The 15,596-nt window shown below is 68.0% G+C and carries 16 protein-coding genes; 7 read left to right on the top strand and 9 right to left on the bottom strand.

Annotated elements, in window-relative coordinates; translation table 11 throughout:
* Positions 1-42: 42 nt before the first annotated feature.
* Together ACYVF7_RS25205 and ACYVF7_RS25200 are read right to left on the bottom strand one after the other, a co-directional pair.
* On the bottom strand, positions 43-1,026 hold the full coding sequence (locus ACYVF7_RS25205; protein ID WP_460345354.1) for a carbohydrate ABC transporter permease: 984 nt from the start codon (positions 1,024-1,026) through the stop codon (positions 43-45).
* Complete coding sequence (locus tag ACYVF7_RS25200; protein ID WP_460345351.1) at positions 1,026-2,333, bottom strand: ABC transporter substrate-binding protein; 1,308 nt, start codon at positions 2,331-2,333, stop codon at positions 1,026-1,028. The genes ACYVF7_RS25205 and ACYVF7_RS25200 overlap by 1 nt, the downstream gene beginning before the upstream one ends.
* Positions 2,334-2,659: 326 nt before the next feature.
* Between ACYVF7_RS25200 and ACYVF7_RS25195 the strand changes: the two genes are divergently transcribed.
* From ACYVF7_RS25195 to ACYVF7_RS25185, 3 genes are all read left to right on the top strand, one after another.
* Positions 2,660-3,433 carry a FadR/GntR family transcriptional regulator gene (locus ACYVF7_RS25195; RefSeq protein WP_460345348.1) on the top strand — a complete coding sequence of 258 codons (774 nt, stop codon included), beginning with the start codon at positions 2,660-2,662 and terminating at the stop codon, positions 3,431-3,433.
* A 32-nt stretch (positions 3,434-3,465) separates the two neighbouring features.
* A complete protein-coding gene (locus ACYVF7_RS25190) occupies positions 3,466-4,509 on the top strand; it encodes an enolase C-terminal domain-like protein (protein WP_460345345.1) in 1,044 nt (347 codons plus the stop codon).
* Between the two features lie 266 nt (positions 4,510-4,775).
* On the top strand, positions 4,776-7,226 hold the full coding sequence (locus tag ACYVF7_RS25185; RefSeq protein WP_460345342.1) for a hypothetical protein: 2,451 nt from the start codon (positions 4,776-4,778) through the stop codon (positions 7,224-7,226).
* A 47-nt stretch (positions 7,227-7,273) separates the two neighbouring features.
* Here ACYVF7_RS25185 and ACYVF7_RS25180 read toward each other — a convergent pair whose 3' ends face one another.
* Positions 7,274-7,609, bottom strand: a complete 336-nt coding sequence (locus ACYVF7_RS25180) for a helix-turn-helix transcriptional regulator (RefSeq protein ID WP_460345339.1) — start codon at positions 7,607-7,609, stop codon at positions 7,274-7,276.
* 160 nt (positions 7,610-7,769) lie between these two features.
* On the opposite strand from ACYVF7_RS25180, the gene ACYVF7_RS25175 reads away from it, so the two are divergent.
* Complete coding sequence (locus ACYVF7_RS25175) at positions 7,770-8,105, top strand: STAS domain-containing protein (protein ID WP_460345336.1); 336 nt, start codon at positions 7,770-7,772, stop codon at positions 8,103-8,105.
* Between the two features lie 104 nt (positions 8,106-8,209).
* On the top strand, positions 8,210-10,384 hold the full coding sequence (locus tag ACYVF7_RS25170; RefSeq protein ID WP_460345333.1) for a TerD family protein: 2,175 nt from the start codon (positions 8,210-8,212) through the stop codon (positions 10,382-10,384).
* 262 nt (positions 10,385-10,646) lie between these two features.
* Here ACYVF7_RS25170 and ACYVF7_RS25165 read toward each other — a convergent pair whose 3' ends face one another.
* Positions 10,647-11,468, bottom strand: coding sequence for a LysR family transcriptional regulator (locus ACYVF7_RS25165; RefSeq protein ID WP_460345330.1), 822 nt, complete (start codon positions 11,466-11,468; stop codon positions 10,647-10,649).
* 70 nt (positions 11,469-11,538) lie between these two features.
* Between ACYVF7_RS25165 and ACYVF7_RS25160 the strand changes: the two genes are divergently transcribed.
* Entirely contained in the window at positions 11,539-12,204 is a 666-nt protein-coding gene (locus ACYVF7_RS25160; protein ID WP_460345327.1) for an SDR family NAD(P)-dependent oxidoreductase, read from the top strand.
* Positions 12,205-12,293: 89 nt separating this feature from the next.
* Here the strand turns inward: ACYVF7_RS25160 and ACYVF7_RS25155 are convergent, their stop codons facing one another.
* From ACYVF7_RS25155 to ACYVF7_RS25145, 3 genes are read right to left on the bottom strand one after another with little or no spacing between them, the layout of a single operon-like run.
* A complete protein-coding gene (locus tag ACYVF7_RS25155) occupies positions 12,294-12,707 on the bottom strand; it encodes a DUF302 domain-containing protein (protein ID WP_460345324.1) in 414 nt (137 codons plus the stop codon).
* Positions 12,708-12,750: 43 nt separating this feature from the next.
* Positions 12,751-12,930: a DUF397 domain-containing protein gene (locus ACYVF7_RS25150; RefSeq protein ID WP_460345321.1), complete on the bottom strand. Its 180-nt coding sequence runs from the start codon at positions 12,928-12,930 to the stop codon at positions 12,751-12,753.
* Positions 12,927-13,742 (bottom strand): helix-turn-helix domain-containing protein, encoded by an 816-nt coding sequence (locus ACYVF7_RS25145; RefSeq protein WP_460345318.1) that lies wholly within the window; start codon positions 13,740-13,742, stop codon positions 12,927-12,929. Before ACYVF7_RS25145 ends, ACYVF7_RS25150 begins: the two co-directional genes overlap by 4 nt.
* 135 nt (positions 13,743-13,877) lie before the next feature.
* On the opposite strand from ACYVF7_RS25145, the gene ACYVF7_RS25140 reads away from it, so the two are divergent.
* Positions 13,878-14,321, top strand: a complete 444-nt coding sequence (locus tag ACYVF7_RS25140; protein ID WP_460345315.1) for an ATP-binding protein — start codon at positions 13,878-13,880, stop codon at positions 14,319-14,321.
* Here the strand turns inward: ACYVF7_RS25140 and ACYVF7_RS25135 are convergent.
* Positions 14,308-15,075, bottom strand: coding sequence for a nucleotidyltransferase domain-containing protein (locus ACYVF7_RS25135; protein WP_460345312.1), 768 nt, complete (start codon positions 15,073-15,075; stop codon positions 14,308-14,310). The two genes, ACYVF7_RS25140 and ACYVF7_RS25135, sit on opposite strands and share 14 nt — an antisense overlap.
* 59 nt (positions 15,076-15,134) lie before the next feature.
* Positions 15,135-15,590, bottom strand: a complete 456-nt coding sequence (gene soxR, locus ACYVF7_RS25130) for a redox-sensitive transcriptional activator SoxR (RefSeq protein ID WP_460345309.1) — start codon at positions 15,588-15,590, stop codon at positions 15,135-15,137.
* Positions 15,591-15,596: the final 6 nt, after the last annotated feature.

Below are 15,596 nucleotides of genomic sequence, written 5' to 3'. Positions count from 1 at the left end.
TCACGCATAGTGCGCCCTGAGGATCCCCGGGCCGTCACGCCGTCACGCATAGTGCACCCACTTTCTCTGCAGCCGGAACTGGATGAGAGTCATCACGAGGACGAACGCGAGCAGCACGAACGCGACCGCGGCGCCGAAGCCGAGATCGTGGTCGACGAACGACTTCTCGTAGAAGAGGTAGGCGATGCCGCGGACGCGCGGCAGCGCCGGGTTCGCGGTGCCGGCCGCGCTCCCCGGCGTGCTCATCATCATGTACGCGAGGTCGAACATCTGCAGTGAGTTGATCACTGTGAGGACGGTCGCGAAGAAGATGCTCGGGCTGAGCAGCGGCACGGTGATCCGCAGGAACGTCCGGGCCGGACTCGCCCCGTCGATGGCGGCCGCCTCGTAGTACGAGGCCGGGATGCCCTGGAGACCGGCGAGGAAGATGACCATGTTGTAGCCGAGCGACATCCAGATGCCGATGGCGGCCACCGCGTACAGCGCGACGGAGGGATCGGAGGACCAGTGCGCGCCGTGCAGGCCGACCGTGGACAGCAGGTAGTTGATCAAACCGTAGTCACCGTTGTACAGCCACCTCCACAGCATCGCGACGGCGACGGGCATGGTGACGACCGGCAGGAAGTACAGCGTCCGGTAGATCGATCGTCCCTTGAGCCCGCGCTGGTTCAGCAGCGCCGCGACCAGCACCGCGAGCGGAATCCCCAGTAGCTGGATGACGGTGTAGACCAGCGTGTTGACCACCGACTGGCCGACCGAGGGGTCGTGCGCCAGCGCCTGGTAGTTCGCCGTCCCGGTCCAGGTGTGCCCGCCGAAGGGGCCTGACCTGGTGAAGCTGTAGTAGAAGGTCTGGATCACGGGCCACAGGTAGAAGACCGACAACCCGATGGTCATGGGCGCGACCATGAGGTAGGCCCATCCCTGCTCGGAACGCCTGCCGGCCCCGCGCCCGGCGGAGCGCCCCGGCCGGATTTCCCTGGGACGCTTCGCCGGTCGCGGCGTGGCCACCGTGTTCGCGGCGGACATCACTGCTCCTTTTGCAGAGCCGCGTTCGTCATCGTGGCCAGCTCGTGTGCCACCGCCGCAGTGTCCTTCTTACCGGTCCAGGCGTCCGCCAGGAGTATGGGCTCCTTGGTCTGCCACACGTCGCTGTTCTTCGACGTCGGGAGCGGTACGGCGTAGGCGACCTCGTCCAGGAACGACTGCAGGTGGTACTGCGGCGTGGACTTGACCCAGGCCTCCTGGGTGCCGTTGAAGGCGGGGATGACCGTGCCGGTGCGCGCCTGGATGTCCGCGGCCTCCTTCGAGCCCAGGAACTCCAGGAACTGCGTCGCCTCCTTGGGGTGCTTGGTCTTGGCGTACACGACGTTGCCGAGACCGTGGATCACCACCGCCCGCTTGTTCCCCTTGGGCAGGATGGTGACGTCGACGTCGTTCTTGGTGGTGCTGGTCTTGGCGAACTCGCTCACGTTCCACGAACCGGCGTAGTACATGGCGATCTTGCCGGACTCGAACAACTGAGCCGGGAACGTGTCGGTCATCGACTGCAGGGACGGGGACAGGTGCTGCTTGACCAGGTCGGACCAGAAACGCAGCCCGGCGACGGCGGCGGGCTGGTCGTACCCGGAGGACTTGCCGTCGGGTGAGATGACGTACCCGCCCGCCTGGAAGATGGTGTTGTAGTAGTTCTCCTGGCCGAAGGGCGGAGCCACGATCCCGTACACGCCCTTGGAAGGGTCGGTGAGCTTGCGCGCGGCGTTGGTGACGTCCTGCCAGGTCCACTTGTCGTCGGGGTACTTCACACCGGCGGCGTCGAAGAGCTTCTTGTTGTACCAGAGCCCGATGGTGTCGAAGTCCTTCGGAAGCCCGTACTGCTTGCCGTGGTAGCTGTAGAGACCGGTCAGGGTGGCGGGATAGTTCCCCAGGCTGACGCCTTCGCGCTTGAGCGCGTCCGACAGCGGGAGGAGCACCCCGTTCGAGGCGTAGAACTGAGCGTGCGGGCCGTTCATCCAGAAGACGTCGGGCGCGCTGCCGCCGGTGGCGGCGGCCTGCATCTTCGTCCAGTAGTCCTGGCTCGCGGTGAGCTCGATCGTGACGTGGATGTTCGGGTGCGCGGCCTGGAACCTGTCAACGATGCTCTGCATGGCGGGCTGTTGGTTCTTGTCCCAGATCGCGTAGCGGAGCTCGACCTTCTTGTCGCCACCGCTCGATGAGCCTCCGCCACCACAGGCCGTGACGCCCAGCAGCAGCAGCGCGGCCGCAGCCGCGGCCAGCGACAGACGACGCGCCCGACGACGCTTCCGTCCCGGATCCGGGGATGGGTTAGTGCGCATACAAGTGCCCCTTCCGATCGACTGGCTTCCCGAAATAGATCCGACTCTCTGGTAGCGGCCTGGGCATGCGCCGCCTGGCTCCCGGCGCCGTCCGGGCCGTCGCCGGCCGATCGGGCTCGACTCGACCCGGCAAAGCAATCGCTGGTCATCGTGGTTTGCGACGGCCGCCGATGAGTGAGACGAGTGTGGACGGGGAAACCCATCGCGTCAACCCCATAGATCTGATTCATTAAGGATGTGCGCCAGGGTAGATATGAAGTATCGTGATCCAGAGCACCCGCACCGCGACGCTCCGAGCGCCTCGGCAGAGGAGAACGGGAGAGAGCTTGACCAGATCCGATCCACCGTCGCCCGCTGCGCAGCAGCCGGACTCGGGTGGCTATCGTCCGGGCTACGAGATCGCCGCGGAGCGCATCCTCGAATACATCGTCCAGGAGCAGCTCGCCCCTGGCACCCGCCTGCCGACGGAGAAAGACCTGGCGGAGGCCGTGCGGATGAGCAGGACGATCGTCAGGGAAGCGGTGAAGATCCTCTCCGCTCTGGGGCGACTGTCCGTGCAGAAGGGCCGGGGCATCTTCGTCGCCGAGCCGGAGAACGCCCTGTGGCGGGAGTCGTTCTCCCGATTTCTGCCGGCCGACCTCGGGCAGGTGGACGAGTTGTTCGAGTTCCGCCGCCACATCGAGACCACCACTACGCGGCTGGCGGCACAGCGGGCCACTCCCACGCAGGTGAAGGCGCTACGCGAAGCGGCTCAGCAGTCCGCGGACGCGGCGGCGCAGAACGACATCGAGGCGTTCGCCCGAGCCGATGAGATGTTCCACGGGAGCATCGGCACGGCGGCGTCGAACATGTTCCTCTCCGCGACCGTCGACTCGATACAACGGCTTCAGCGGCAGGTCACCATGATCGGCCTGGCGGGCGTCGCGGGCGGCTCCCTGGCGGTGGCCGCCGAACAGCACCTGGCGATCGCCGAAGCGATCGCGTCCGGGGAAGAGCAGCAGGCCAGGACCCTCATGGCCGAGCACGTCGACATGACGCTGCGCCAGATTCAGGAGGGGATCCGACACCGCGTCTTCCAGCCGGACAGCGGATCCTCCTGACCGGCTGCCCACCCTCCCGGACGAAGGACGATATGCGAATCACCGACGTCACCGTCGAACTGGTCGACCTACCGGCCCAGCCCCCCTTCCGCTGGCGCGCCGGGCTCCCCGGCTCCGAGGAGGCGGTGACCGGCGGCATCCTGCGCGTCCACACCGACGCCGGCGTGACCGGAGAGGCGCACACACGGCGCGGGCTCATCGTCGCGGACCTGGTCGAGCGCCGCATCCGCCAGGACCTGCTCGGCCACGATCCGTCGTGGCGCGAATTCCTGTGGCACCGAATGTGGGAGCTGGACCGGATCGAGGAGTTCCCCATCTACGCCCTCGGCCTGGTCGACATCGCGCTCTGGGATCTGGCGGGGAAGGCGGCGGATCTCCCCGTTCATCGGCTGCTGGGCGCCTATCGCGACGCCATACCCGCCTACGCCAGCACGGCGACGTTCTCGTCGGTCGAGGAGTATCTCGACGTCGCCGACCAGTGCCTCGATGCCGGCTACACCGCGATCAAGCTACACGCCTGGGGCGATCCGCGCGCCGACGCGGAACTGTGCCAGAAGCTGCGGGCACACGTCGGCGACGCCGTGCCCCTGATGTACGACGGCTCCGCGGGCTTCGACCTCATGGACGCCGTCTACGTCGGCCGGGCACTGTCCGAGGCCGGATACGCCTGGTACGAGGAACCGATGCGCGAGTTCAGTGTGACCGCGTACCGCTGGCTCGCCGAACGCGTGACCATACCCCTCCTGGTCGGCGAGACCTCCGACGGCGCGCACATGAACATCGCCGACTTCATCAAGGCCGACACGGCGGGCTGCGTACGGACCAGCGCCCAGTACAAGGGCGGCATCACCGGCGCGATGCGGATCGCGCACCTGGCGGACGGCTTCCGGCTCCGCGCCGAGGTCCATGGGTCAGGCATCGTCAACGCGCACCTGTGCATGGCCATCCCCAACACCACGTACTACGAGTCCCTGGTCTACGCCAACCCGGTCATCCGCGAACCGGCGGTCGGCCCGGACGGAATGGTGCGAGCGCCGGACACCCCCGGCATCGGCTACGGCCTGTCCGGCTGGTGACCACGCCGGCGACCACGCAGGCGACCACCGGGCGACGACGCCCCCGCTCGTCCCGGCGAGCACACGGACCGTTTCACAGCGACCCGCACGAACGATAGACCTGAAACATTTTCTCCGGCCGCCTCCGTCGGTTCCTCAACCGAACGTGCCCCTTGGACCCTCGCCCATCGCCGTCCCCGCCCCCACGGCATCGATCGCAATGCCCTCGGCCGCGTCCGGCTTCGCGGCAGAGGATGTCACCCCTCCGCCCGGTAGAGGAGATCCCCATGAGAACGAGACCGATGATGGCCGTCCTGTCAGCGGCACTGGCGCTCTTCGCCATGCTGGTCGGACCTGCTCCGGCGGCGCTGGCATCCACGGCGCGTGCCTTCACCGTTCGCGCGGGTTCCTTGCGGATCACGCTGAACACGACGGGCACGATCACGAGCCTGCGGGACATGACGCACGGCCACGAGTACGCCAGCCCGGATCATCCACAGCCGTTGATCAAGCTCGTGGCCGACGGGGCACAGCAGTCGCCCACGTCGTTGTCGTACGACGCGGCGTCGTCCACGTACACCTTCAGGTTCGGCGCGAAGAACATCCGGGTCGGAGTCCGGGTCGTGCCCCGGGCCGGCTACTCGACGTTCGAGGTGACGAGCCTCAAAGCCCCGTCCGGCGTGGACGTGCAGACGCTGATGTGGGGACCGATCACCACGACCATCACCCAGACCGTCGGAGAGAGCGTCGGTGTCGTCCGCGACAGCGACTTCGCGATCGGAATCCACGCGCTCAACGACAAGACGGTCGGCGGGTGGCCGGATGAGTTCGACAACCTGAGCTACCCCGACGGACCCCCGAAGGTCGGCGGATCCAACTGGCCGTTCGGATGGTTCAGCGCGTCCGAGACCAACTGGGGCAGCATCCTGCAGGCCTATACCTACGACTCCACCAAGACGCGGTACCGGATGGTCGGCTGGCCCGACATCAACGAACCGCGTGTGCCGGTCCCCCCGCTGAGCGGCCCCGACGCACTGATCAAGGGATCGAAGATCGCCCTGTTCGGAACCGAGCCGGGCGACGTCCTGAACACCCTGTCCCACATCGAGACCCGTGAGGGCCTACCGCACCCGAAGATCAACGGTGAATGGGAGAAGACCTCACAAGGGGCCTCGCAGTCCTTCCTCGTCCTGTCCGACATCAGCACGAACACGGTCACGGCGGCGAGCCGGTACGCCAAGCAGGCCGGGATCAAGTACATCTACTCGCTGCCGTCGGCGGACGGTCCCTGGGTGTCCGCCGGCCACTACCAGTTCAACGCGGCGTTCGGCGGGTCGGACGCCGGTGCGACCGGGTTGACGAACACCGCGGCCCGCGAGGGGGCCAGGGTAGGGGTGCACACCCTGTCCGACTTCATCGACACCAACGACCCCTACGTCGCCCCGATCCCCGACCCTGGCCTGGCCACGCAGGGCTCGGTCAAACTGACCAGACCGCTGGACGCCGGTTCGAAGACCGTCTACGTCGATGGAGACTCCATCTTCAAGGGCGGCCTGTTCAACCTCATGCGCATCGGGAACGAGATCCTCAACTTCAATTCCGTGACACCGGTCCCCGGCTCTTCCACGGAATGGCAAGCGAGCTCGATCTCGCGGGGAATGTTCGGGACGAGCGCGGCCGCCTATCCCGCGGGCACCACACTGACCCGCCTTCAGGGGAACGAATACGGCGGATTCATCGGCGGCGTGACCATGATCGACAGACTGTCGAGCCGGCTCGCACAGATCTTCAACACCACGGGGATCAAGGCGATGTCCTTCGACGGCATGGAGTCCGCCTCGCAGGCCGGATACGGCACGTACGCGACCAACAAGATGATCAACGGGATGTACCGCAGGCTCAACTCCACCGATGACTTCATCTCCGAAGCGAGCAACGTCGTCCCCGGCACCTGGGACGCACAAGGCCGGGTGAGCTGGGGCGAGACCTGCTGCACCCCACTGTCCGTCCGCTATGACCACCAGCTCTACTACCGCCGCAACTACCTGCCCGACATGATGGGCTGGGTCAACTACAGCCCCAGCGACTCGCCCCTTGACCAGGAATGGCAGCTGTCGAAGATGGCGAGCTGGAACGCCGGCGCCGGACTTCAGGCCAGCGTTCACGCCCTCGACGGCAGCGGCAACACCGCCGAGGTCCTGAAGGCCTGGAAGCAGTGGGAAGCGGCACGGAACTCCCACGCCTTCAGCGACCGCCAGATTACCGAGATGCGGGACCCGAACACCTACTGGCACCTCGAGAACGTCGTCCCCGGCAGGACGTGGAAGCTCTACAACATCGAATACCCCGCACAGCCGCTCACCGCGCCGAACAACGGCACGACCAGCAGCTGGCAGTACACCAACACCCACAACGCACAACCCCTGCAGTTCCGGCTGCACGCTTCCGGCGGCACCGTGACGAACCCTTCGGTCACCATCGGAGGCGACACGGTGACGTTCAACACCACCGTGCCCGCCGACGGCTACCTGGTCGACGACGGCACCTCGACGGCGAAACTGTATGACCACACCTGGCACCTGCTCGGCACCGCGTCCGCACAAGGAGCGGCCTCCTACACGCCCGGCACCCAGTCGATCGGCTACCGCGCGACCGGCACGGCAGGTTCGACATCCCAGATCCGGTTCCTCACCACCGGTGCCCCCGAACAAGTGACCGCCGGATCACATCACGCCTGACAGGTCTCAGCCGAGCGTTCGTCGCTTCGGACGGCGGGCCCCCGGGTCTACTCCTGCTCCCGGCTCTCCTCACGGTGAGTGAACAGGGAGAGCAGGCCCTCGATCCGGTGGTCCGCCTCCGCGGGATGGCGGAAACGGCGGCTGGAGTCGACCGTGTAGTGGTTGCGGCGGCCGACGCGGGTCCGGGTGAGGTAGCCGGCGGCCTCGAGATCGGTCACGATCGTCTGCGCCGCCCGCTCGGTGATGCCGGCGATGGCCGCCATGTCCCGAAGCCGCGCCTGCGGGTTTCGGGCGATCTCCAGGAGAACCCGGGCGTGGTTCGTCAGGAACGTCCACTGTCTGGCTGGTTCGCCGCCCTGGGACGTGGCCATCGTCGTGCTCATCCGATCTGCGTCTGGGCCGGTCATTGCCGTGTCACCAAGAGCATATTATGAAGTCGGTTTCCGGTATCTGTTGACGTGCTTCTGTCGTACGGGCATGCTCGAAGCATGTGGACGGAAGGGCGGCCCATGCGAGTGCATCCTCGTGATGTTAGTGGCCGTCATGGCAGAACGTAACGCCCACGCGACCGAAGCCGTCCCGTCGGAGGCGAGTCTCGTGCTCTATGAGGACGACCAGCTCAGCATCGTCCAGATGACCCCGCCGGACACCGTGCTGCTCAAGGGCGACATCGACATCACCAACAGCGCGGCCCTCGCCGACGCGCTTGCCCAGGTCACCGCGCGATGGGGTCAGGTATCGGTCGACACCACCGGGCTCCGCTTCATCGACGTCTCCGGCTGGCGCGTCCTCCTCGCCTCCCCGGCCAGACCCCGTCCTCGGCTGCTCACCGTCGCTCCGTGCGTCCGCCGCCTGAGCGACCGCATGATGTCGCTCTAACCCCCGCGACCAGTCTCGACCGCACACCGCGATAACTGTTATGCCGCGCTCCGCCCGGAGTGCCATGCTGGGCGGCGCCGCCTACCACCGATCGCGGAAGAGTCATGCTCGAGACAGGGATCATCCGGAAGACGCTGCGGGTGCCGATGACGGCGGGGCCCGAAGGCGACGGCGGCACGGTCGCCCGCCAGTTGGACGCCGCGTTGCTGAGCGCCGGGTTCAAGGCGTCCGGAGAGCTGCTGGAGCACCTGTCGCACGTGGAGCCCGGCGTCGCCATGGACACGGGCGTACGGATCCTGGGCGCGGTCCGCGCGCTCGTCGGGGACCACGTCCGGCACAATGTCTACTTCCGCGACTTCCCGGCGAACGTGCCGGACACCGTCGAGTTCTGGCTGGAGTGCCTGCGCGACGCGGTGGTCCGCACCCGCCCCGCCGGAGAGCGGCCCGACGATGAGGCACTGCGGGCGATGGTGGCCACCGGCCGGGTCGACCTGCTGCGGCTCTCGAAGTACGGCCGGTACCAGCACACGTACGAGGAGATGCTCGCCGCGCACGGCGAGCTGATCCCGTCGCTGACGGACCGGTTCACCGTTCTGCACCTGGGCCGGTCGCTCGCCGAGGAGGCGCAGGAGCTCTACCTGGCCCTGGCCGGGAGCCCGATCCCGCTCGGCGACGCGGACCTCGAACTGCTCGGCGAGCTCGCCGCAGCCTGCGTCGACGGTGCGCGGCCGGAGACGATCCCGAGCCGGGAGAGCCTCGCCGTCGTCAACCGGGCGTGGCTGGCGGCGAGCCTGCCCGTACGCGTGGACACGGTCACCGACGTGCTGCGGCTCGCGTGCGCGATGTCGGACGGGGACGTGTCGCTGACCGAGCCGACCCGGTTCCGGTCGTTCCCGCGTGCGCGGCGCCGCACGCTGCTCGCCGCCCTCGACGAGGTCGTACGGGACGGCCCGGCCAAGGTCGCCGACGTCGGCCGCCACCGGGAGATGTGGAAGCGGCTCGGCGAGCGCCTGCATCCGCACGAGTACCCGGGTCTGCCGCACGCGCTGAAGGTGTTCGCCGTCGCCCGCGGCGAGACGGTCGTACGGTCGCTCGCCGGCCGGGTGGAGCTGGCGTTCGCCGGCGAGCGCGTCGGTGAGGCGGTGTCGCTGCTGACCATCGCCCCGGGCATGCTGTTCCGGTCGCTGGACCGGGTGCTGCGCACCGCGACGCCCGCCGAGCTGGACGCGGCGCTCACCGCCGTACGCGAGACGATCGGCCGCGTGTCGGGCCGCGTGATCCTGGGCGTACGCGAGCACGTCGCCAACCGGACCGCGCCGGAGGCCGCGCGCATTTTCGTCAACCGCGAGGCCCGCGCCTGGGCCCGCCCGGACGACCGGCCGCCGCTGCCGGAGCCCGTAGTACGGCGCCTCACCGCGATCCTGGACGAGGAGCTGACCCGTCGCCTGCCCGCGTGGGGCCGGATCGTGGTCGACCCGGCGGTGCTCGACCTGACCGTGCCGCTGACGAACAAGACGGCGCCGAACGGCTTCGGCGTGGTGCCGCGCGGGTCGATCATGCCGGTCAACGGCGAGGCGCTGCGGTTCTTCGTCTACTGGCGGCAGGCCCGGGACACGACCGACTTCGACCTGTCGGTGCTGCTCCTCGACGACGCGTTCGCCCCGGCCGGGCAGGTCTCGTGGACGCGGCTCGAAGGCGGCGGCGCGGTGCACTCCGGTGACATCGTCGACGCTCCGACGGGCGCGTCGGAGTTCATCGACCTGAACCTCGAGCGCGTCACGGCCCGGTACGTCCTGCCGCAGGTGAACGTCTACTCCGGGGAAGGCTTCGCGCAGGTCGCCGAGTCGTTCTTCGGGTTCATGCTCCGCGGCCCCGACCAGGCGGGCCGGCCGTTCGAGCCGCGCACGGTGCGGATGAAGTCGGATCTGCGGGGCACCGGGCGGGTCGCGCTGCCGGTGGTGTTCGCCCGGGGCGACGACGGCCGCTGGTCGGCGCGCTGGATGCACCTGTACCTGCGCGGCACGAGCTGGGGGAACCGGGTCGAGACCAACCGCGTGTCGACGACGATGCTGGCCCGCAGCGTCCTGGAGCGCCGCTACCTGCCGATGTCGTACCTGGTCGACCTGCTGGCGGCCAAGGCCGGGACGGTGACGCCGTACGAGCCGGGCATGGAACTCGACGGTCCGGTGACGTTCATCGGGATCGAACGGCCGGAGGACCTCCCGGCCGGTTCCGAGGTGTACGCCTTGGACCGGCTGGGCGAGCTGGTCCCCGAGTAGCGGCTCACGGCCCGGTCGGGCGTCAGCTCTGCTGGAGCAGGTCCAGGTCGTGCAGCAGGCGCCGGTGGACGTGGTCAATTTCCCTCGGGCGCAGATCACGACCCTTGGCGGTTAACGAGTTGATCCCCGGCCGGTGAGCGGTTACGGTCACTGACCGGCGAGGCCATGAGGGGACTTCCTTCTCAGCTTCGGACTGCCCTAGTCCCTTCGCTCTCCTCGCCGTGACCTGAGGCTCGCCGCCGGAAGGCGGCGAGTCCTCACGTCACGATGGCTGGGAGGACGCCGCCGCGCTCGCGGCGCGTGCAAGGGCCGCGATGGCCGGGGACGTGCTGTGGGCGGGCCAGGCGAGCAGCAAGGTAATGGGCTGGATGTCCGTCACCGGCACGCTCACCAGATCCTCGCGCAGCGGGGTGGTCAGCGATCTGGGGAGCACGGCGATCTTCTGTCCCAAGGCGATGATCTGCATCAACTCGCTGATAGCGCTGAACGTGGGGTGGTCCGTGCGCCGGTGGACCTTCTCGTCACGGAGATCGGCCATGCTCACACCAGCCCGGTCCGCGAGGGGGTGGGAAGCAGGCAGCACCGCCATCGATGGTTCGGTCAGCAGCGGTTCGGTATCGAATTCCCGCAGGTCATCGAAGCTGTACAGCAGCGCGGCGTCGGCGTGCCCGTCGCGCAGCAGCCGCGCATGGTCGGCACCGAACAGCAGCTGTACCGGCAGCGATCGCGGTTCACGCTCGTAGGCCGCGAGGATCGCCGGCAACAGGCCCGCGTCACTGCCGGCCTTCATCGCCAGGATCAGGCGCGGATCACGGCCGCCCGCACGCTGGGTTCGGAGCGCCGCCGCGGAGACCGCGTCCAGGGCGTGGCGTGCCTCGCGGGCGAGCACCTGCCCGGCAAGGGTCAGCGCGACGACACGGCTGCTCCGCTCGAACAGGCTGACACCCAGACGCCGTTCCATCTGCCGGATCGCCTTGGACAGCGCCGGCTGGGCGATCCCCAGCCGGGCAGCAGCGCGGCTGAAGTGCAGCTCATCGGCCACCGCCAGGAAATAGACCAGCTCACGGGTTTCCAACCGATCCATAACTTCAAGTTATCAATCGCGATCCGGTGGATCTTGGACCTGGCATCGGCACCGGTGATGAAGTCAGGGCATGTCATCAATCGCCATCGTCGGGGCCGGAGCCGGTCTCGGCCTTTCCATCGCCAAGGTCTTCGGCCGCCACGGCTTCGACGTCGCCCTGATCGCTCGCAACGAGGAGAAGCTCGACGGGTTCACCGCTTCACTGGAAGCCGACGGCGTCAAGGCCGCCGGGTTCACTGCCGACGCCGCCGACCAGACCGCACTGGCCTCGGCCATGGAACGTGCCGCCGAGCGCTTCGACGGAATCGACGTGCTCGAATTCTCGGTCCCGCCCGGGGGCATCACGGCGGCTCTGGATGTGAGCGTGGAGAACCTTCGGCCGCAGTTCGAGTGCATCTGCTACGGCGCGGTCACCGCGACCCGCGCGGTGCTGCCGGCGATGCTGGCCGCCGACACCGGGACGCTGCTGTTCACCACGGGCGCGAGCTCGGTGACCCCGAGACCGATGTTCGGCAACGCCGGAGCCGCCGGAGCCGCACTACGCAACTGGGCTCTCAACCTCAACAGCGCCCTGGCCGACAAGGGCGTCTACGCCGGCCACGTCGCAATCGGTGCGTGGATCTCCGGAACCCCCGGCCCCGCTGACGCACCGAGGCTGGAACCGGACGACATCGCGGGCATCTACTGGGACCTGCACACCGCGCGCGACCGTGCCGAATACCTGATCACAGCCTGAGTCGAACAACGGGGACAGTGCCGCTGGCCGATGCTGCTGCGACCAGAGGGCCCGCCGATCACCGTCGGTGGGCCCTGTGTTCGTCTCGGCTATGTGATCGTCGCCGGGCCGACCGCCTGCTGGACGAGCCGCGCGAGGCCCGTATCGATGGCCTCGACGGCGGTCTCACTTTCGGGGCCGAGCCCGTGTCGTTCGGCGATCCAGGAGGCGCTGTTGTAGGTCAGCCACACCTGGCCGTCCTGGTCCTGCCAGGCGAGGGCCTTCACCGGCAGGTCGATGCCGCTGGTCTGCCGGTCCTGCATCAGTGGGGTGCCACCGCGGGGGTTGCCGAAAATCAGGAGTTCCGTCGGACGAAGCTCCATCCCGACCTGAGCGGCATTGCCCGCATGGTCGATTCTCGCGAATACGAGCAGGCCGGCACCGATGACCAGTGCCTGCAAGCGGTCGATCGTCTCACCAACGGGCCAGCCGCTGGCAACCGTCACCATGCCATGCTCGTCCATCTGTTCCCCCGGTCTCGTCGCGCTGGCGGCAGTCGGCCGGCCATCAGGCCTTTCGACCATCCCCAGGCGATGTCACCAGCGCTGCTTCGACACAGTACTTGTCGTCGACACCGTCGCTACGGGAACTCCTCCGCCACTGCAGCGCGACTTCCACGCAGGCTTGGTCGTTCACGCCCCCACTGCGTGAGCTCTTGCGCCACCCCACGACGTTTTTCCTGGTCATGGATACCTCTCCAAATACTGCTCTATCAGGATGCGTGAGTCATCCTGGGATGCGGCTTTTGCGCCGATATGTTCGAACCTTACAGCGAGTTCCTTGACCTCGCTGGTGCCCTCGATCAGGCGTCCGCCGTTTTGCGCCCCGGAGTAGGCGACATCGCGAGTCGCCAGGCCGATGACCTGGAACGGACCGTCCAGGCCTAGGTGCGCACCTGACGATTTGGGAATGACTCGGAGGATGATCTTCGGCTCATCGGCCAGATCGCGGAGATGCCGTAGCTGCTCCTTCATCACGCCTGGGCCGCCCACTGGGGTATCAAGAACGCCCTCGTCCATGAGCGCCCAGATGAACGGCGGATCATCCCGTTCGAAAATCGCCTGCTTCCGGGCGATCCGCTCAGCGACAGCGGACTCGATGTCCTTGACATCGCTCTCGCGGAGAAGGGCCCGAATGTAGTCGTCCGTCTGAAGCGGGCCCGGGATGGCCTGGCCGTGATACAGCCTCAGCATCTCGGCCGTCGCCTCATATCTCGCGAACGTGCGGCCCCAGTCGGGGCCGTGGGAGGTCTGGGCGTACCAGAGGAGCAGTTCGAAGAGGCGGCCGGTTCCCCACGTGCCGTCGATGGCCTTGGCCTGGTCGTCGTCGATCTTGCGGCGGCCCGCCTCGATGTTGGAAACAGTCGACCGCGCGGCGTTGATGACCTTCCCCATCTGGGTCAGCGAGAGGCCGTGCCGTTCGCGTTCGTAGCGCAGTTCGTACGCGAGGAAATGCCAGAGAAAGAGTTTCGGGTCCAGCGGTGCTCGCACGATCGGCATGACGTCCCCTTGTTTTCGATCGTTACGGACGCGCCCGACTGTAAGCCGAAAGGGCCATTCTTAGCGGAAGAATCTAGAATCACAGGAAGATCGAGGAAACGGCGGCAGCCCATGACCGAAGATATCCGGATATGCATGCCAGCATCCGCGGCAGCCCCCGGTTTCACGCGCACGCTCATGGAGCGACGCCTCAAAAAATGGGGATACGCCGATATTTCGGACGACGCCACTCTGGTGGCGACCGAACTCGTGACGAACGCGATGAAGGCGGCGCCCGGTGAGGCCATCCGGTTCTTGTGCCGCTGGGAGGACGGAGGGGTCTACGTCGCCGTCTGGGACCCCAGCCCGGAGCGGCCCGCGCCGACGTGCGAGGTCGAGCTCACCCTGGAGGACCTCGACCTGTCCGAGGCCGACTTCGACGCGAACGGCGGGCGCGGGCTCCACATCGTCGACGCGCTCGCCCTGGAGTGGGGCTACCGCCCCGACCCCGTCGACCCGCGGACGGGCCGCGCCCCCGGAAAGTGGGTGTGGGCCCGCATCATCGCCGATCGGCCAAAGGCGGCATTCAGGCCGCGTTGACGGCGGTCTCCAGTAGTGCGGTCGTCTCGTCGATCGCGGCGGTCAGGACGGCGGAGTCCGAGGTCAGCCCGCCGAGGATGCGGTCGACGTCGCGCAGGCCGGCGCGGTCGAGCAGGGTCTTCTCGTTGGTCACCCACTGGCCCCGCCGGGCCAGCACCGCGTGCGCCGCCTGGCAGGCGGCGGTCGCGATCGCTCCAGCGCAGTCGGAGACGTGGCCGTTCGCGGCGTGGGCCGCGCGCGCGTAGCCGAGGGTGAGCCCGGCGTCGTTCCACCACCGGTCGGCGGCTCGCCGCCGGAGCGCCTCGGGATATCCCGGTCGCGGCAGCGTCCCGTGCAGGACCCGGTTGACGGCGAGCTCGGCCACGACGATGTAGGTCGGGACGCCCGCGAGGTGGAACATCAGCCGCTCGACGTCGAAACGGCCCTCGCGGGCCTCGGCGAGGCGGCGCTCGACGTCGTCGAGATCCCGGTAGTGGACGTCGACGTGCCGGTCGTCGATGGTCAGCCAGGCGCCGCCGTTGAACACGCCGCCGCCCCATGCGCCGAGCTCGGAGACCTCACCGGGCCAGCTGAGGGCACGCAGGTCGTCGGGCGTGAACGCGCCCCGGTAGTAGATCGCGAAGTCCCAGTCGCTGTCCGGCCGGTGTGCGCCGGTGGCACGTGAGCCGCCCAGCGCGACGGCTCGTACGCCCGGCAGGCTCGCGAGGCGACCCGAGACGTAAGAGGGGAAGGCGTCGTCATCGTGTGCCGGCATCCGATGAGCGTAGGTGCGCCGGTCGGCCCGGCGCATCTGGGTTTCCCAGGCGGCTCCCGCTACGGGGCGAGCAGGCGGCGCGGGCCGGGGCCCTGTTGGGCGAGGACGTCGTTCGGGTTGACGAGTGTGCACTGTTCGAAGGACAGACAGCCGCAGCCGATGCACTCGGTGAACCGGTCCCGCATTCGCTCCATCTTGGCGATGCGGTCGTTGACTTCCTGTTTCCAGTACTCGGAGACTCCGACCCAGAAGTCGCGGGTGAGCTCGGCGTCTTGCGGGAGCATGCCGAGGACGTAGCCGACGCACTCCAGCGGCATGCCGACGCTCTGTGCCGCGCGGATGAAGGCGACCCGGCGCAGCGTCGTGCGGTGGTAGCGGCGCTGGTTCCCGGTGGTGCGCCGGCTGTGGATGAGGCCCTGCCGTTCGTAGAAGCGCAGCGCGGAGGCGGACACGCCGCTGCGTTCGGACAGCTCTCCGATGGTGAGCTCTTTGGTGATCTTGGGGCGCTCGGGCATGGTGAT

The organism is Actinoallomurus acanthiterrae, from assembly GCF_054775715.1.
Note: the sequence above shows the minus strand (reverse complement) of the source record. Positions and strands in the feature narration are given on the sequence as shown.

Excerpts from the sequence above, each read along its gene's own strand:
- ACYVF7_RS25155 (WP_460345324.1), bottom strand. The coding sequence starts at position 12,707 with ATGGACGAGCATGGCATGGTGACGGTTGCCAGCGGCTGGCCCGTTGGT.
- ACYVF7_RS25200 (WP_460345351.1), bottom strand. The coding sequence starts at position 2,333 with ATGCGCACTAACCCATCCCCGGATCCGGGACGGAAGCGTCGTCGGGCG.
- ACYVF7_RS25160 (WP_460345327.1), top strand. The coding sequence starts at position 11,539 with ATGTCATCAATCGCCATCGTCGGGGCCGGAGCCGGTCTCGGCCTTTCC.
- ACYVF7_RS25175 (WP_460345336.1), top strand. The coding sequence starts at position 7,770 with ATGGCAGAACGTAACGCCCACGCGACCGAAGCCGTCCCGTCGGAGGCG.
- ACYVF7_RS25205 (WP_460345354.1), bottom strand. The coding sequence starts at position 1,026 with ATGTCCGCCGCGAACACGGTGGCCACGCCGCGACCGGCGAAGCGTCCC.
- ACYVF7_RS25170 (WP_460345333.1), top strand. The coding sequence starts at position 8,210 with ATGCTCGAGACAGGGATCATCCGGAAGACGCTGCGGGTGCCGATGACG.
- ACYVF7_RS25140 (WP_460345315.1), top strand. The coding sequence starts at position 13,878 with ATGCCAGCATCCGCGGCAGCCCCCGGTTTCACGCGCACGCTCATGGAG.
- ACYVF7_RS25185 (WP_460345342.1), top strand. The coding sequence starts at position 4,776 with ATGAGAACGAGACCGATGATGGCCGTCCTGTCAGCGGCACTGGCGCTC.
- ACYVF7_RS25180 (WP_460345339.1), bottom strand. The coding sequence starts at position 7,609 with ATGAGCACGACGATGGCCACGTCCCAGGGCGGCGAACCAGCCAGACAG.
- ACYVF7_RS25135 (WP_460345312.1), bottom strand. The coding sequence starts at position 15,075 with ATGCCGGCACACGATGACGACGCCTTCCCCTCTTACGTCTCGGGTCGC.
- ACYVF7_RS25165 (WP_460345330.1), bottom strand. The coding sequence starts at position 11,468 with ATGGATCGGTTGGAAACCCGTGAGCTGGTCTATTTCCTGGCGGTGGCC.
- soxR (WP_460345309.1), bottom strand. The coding sequence starts at position 15,590 with ATGCCCGAGCGCCCCAAGATCACCAAAGAGCTCACCATCGGAGAGCTG.
- ACYVF7_RS25150 (WP_460345321.1), bottom strand. The coding sequence starts at position 12,930 with ATGACCAGGAAAAACGTCGTGGGGTGGCGCAAGAGCTCACGCAGTGGG.
- ACYVF7_RS25190 (WP_460345345.1), top strand. The coding sequence starts at position 3,466 with ATGCGAATCACCGACGTCACCGTCGAACTGGTCGACCTACCGGCCCAG.
- ACYVF7_RS25145 (WP_460345318.1), bottom strand. The coding sequence starts at position 13,742 with ATGCCGATCGTGCGAGCACCGCTGGACCCGAAACTCTTTCTCTGGCAT.